Annotated in this window: 3 protein-coding genes; 2 read left to right on the top strand and 1 reads right to left on the bottom strand. The window is 64.6% G+C overall.

Translation table 11 applies throughout. The annotated features are described in order from the left end of the window. Both ACQR1H_RS33185 and flbT read left to right on the top strand, forming a co-directional pair. The coding region (locus ACQR1H_RS33185) for a flagellin (RefSeq protein WP_434908798.1) at positions 1-972 on the top strand (972 nt) is incomplete at its 5' end. 216 nt (positions 973-1,188) lie between these two features. Further along, positions 1,189-1,584 carry a flagellar biosynthesis repressor FlbT gene (gene flbT, locus ACQR1H_RS33190; protein ID WP_434908799.1) on the top strand — a complete coding sequence of 132 codons (396 nt, stop codon included), beginning with the start codon at positions 1,189-1,191 and terminating at the stop codon, positions 1,582-1,584. 80 nt (positions 1,585-1,664) lie between these two features. On the opposite strand, the gene ACQR1H_RS33195 is transcribed toward flbT, so the two are convergent. After that, positions 1,665-1,927, bottom strand: a 263-nt coding sequence (locus ACQR1H_RS33195) for a hypothetical protein (protein ID WP_434908800.1), incomplete at its 5' end; no start/stop codon positions are given.

Genomic DNA, 1,927 nt, shown 5'->3' on the forward strand with positions numbered 1-1,927 from the left:
AACATCGGCATCGGCGACAGCGTCAGCAACCTGCTGTCGGCGATCCAGACCCAGACCGGCGTGACGGCGTCGATCACCGCGGGTGCGATCACCCTGACGCCGCCGGCGGCGGGATTGACGCTCTCGGGCAGCAGCGGCACCTTGGCCAAGCTCGGGCTGACTGCCGTCGGCGACGGCTTGTCGGGTCAGACCTTGACGGTCGGCGCCACAGGAGGTGGCACGGCGACCAGCATCACGTTCGGCCTGGGGACAGGGCAGGTCAAGTCGCTGAACGATCTCAACGCCAAGCTCGCAGCCAACAACCTGCAGGCCACCGTTGACTCGTCCACCGGCAAGATCTCGATCACCACGACCAACGACGCGGCTTCGGCCACGATCGGCGCGATCGGTGGTACGGCGGCTGCTTCCAGCCAGTCCTTCAACGGCCTGACGGCGGCGGCTCCGGTGGCGGACGCGACTGCTCAGACGCAGCGCGCGAGCCTGGTCTCCCAGTACAACAACGTGCTGGCGCAGATCAACACGACCGCGGCTGACGCCTCGTTCAACGGCATCAACCTGCTGAACGGCGACACGCTGAAGCTGACCTTCAACGAGACCGGCAAGTCGACGCTGTCGATCACCGGTGTCACGTTCAACTCGGCGGGCCTCGGCCTCTCGACGTTGACCTCGGGCACCGACTTCCTCGACAACAACTCGGCGAACAAGGTCATCGGCGTGCTCAACTCGGCGAGCTCCACGCTGCGCAACGAGGCCTCGACGCTGGGTTCGAACCTCTCGGTCGTGCAGGTTCGTCAGGACTTCAACAAGAACCTGATCAACGTGCTGCAGACCGGTTCGTCGAACCTGACCTTGGCCGACACCAACGAGGAAGCGGCCAACAGCCAGGCGCTGTCGACCCGCCAGTCGATCGCGGTGTCCGCGCTGTCGCTCGCCAACCAGTCGCAGGCGAGCGTGCTGCAGCTGCTGCGCTAAGGCGCGGACGGCACCCACGAATATCGGAGGCGGCGGGGCTTGCCCCGCCGTTTTCGGCTCTAGACTATTCGCAAATTGACGCCGCTCGGCTGCGGCGCCGGATCAGCCGGACAGCGAGCACGAGAGCAACGTCGTGTCGACGCGAGTGCAGCCTGCCGACGACGCCGCTCCCGAGAGGAGACTCCCGAGAGGAGCCTTCTGAGAGGAGACTGGGCCATGCCCCTGCGGGTCGAGCTGAAGCCTTTCGAGCGCATCGTGATCGGCGACAGTGTCATCGTGAATTCGAACACGCGCGCCCGCTTCATCGTCGAAGGCGACGCGCCTATCCTCCGCGAGCGTGACACCGTCACCGCCGAGACCGCCGATACGCCGGCCAAGCGCCTCTACCTCTGCGTCCAGACGATGTATCTGAAGAACGCCGCGATCCGCTATCGCGCGTCCTATCTCGCCTGTATGAACGAGTTGCGCAGGGCGATTCCGGAAGCCGCCGGCCAAGCCGAGATGGTGGATCGCCATGTCACGGAAGGAGCGCTGTACAAGGCGCTGAAGGAGATCAGGGCGCTGATCGAGCGAGAGGATCGCGCAGTCGCGCCGGCAGAAGCGATGCCTTGACATTCCGGCCGCGGAAAGGGGCCGGGCTCACCTCAGCCTGAGAGGTCGGTGCTACGTCCGTATTAGCACGGACGATAAAATTAACGGGACGGATAAAAGCCCCACCTAACGATGGCTTGGACGAAAGTCTGTTCAGCCGAGTCGGCGAGGGCCGGGTATCGATCCGCGCTGCTGGTGAAGGCCGGGACCGACCGTCGCTCTGACAGGATCAGCGGTCGCCCCGTGACCGCGGCGCCAATTCTTGGAAGGCCAGTTTCATGGACGATCTGTTGCGTGAGTTCCTGACGGAGACCAGCGAGAGCCTGGATACCGTCGACAATCAATTGGTGCGGTTCGAGCAGGA

The sequence above is a fragment of the Bradyrhizobium sp. HKCCYLRH2015 genome (genome assembly GCF_051168215.1).
In the GTDB taxonomy this organism is placed as follows: domain Bacteria; phylum Pseudomonadota; class Alphaproteobacteria; order Rhizobiales; family Xanthobacteraceae; genus Bradyrhizobium.

Excerpts from the sequence above, each read along its gene's own strand:
- flbT (WP_434908799.1), top strand. The coding sequence starts at position 1,189 with ATGCCCCTGCGGGTCGAGCTGAAGCCTTTCGAGCGCATCGTGATCGGC.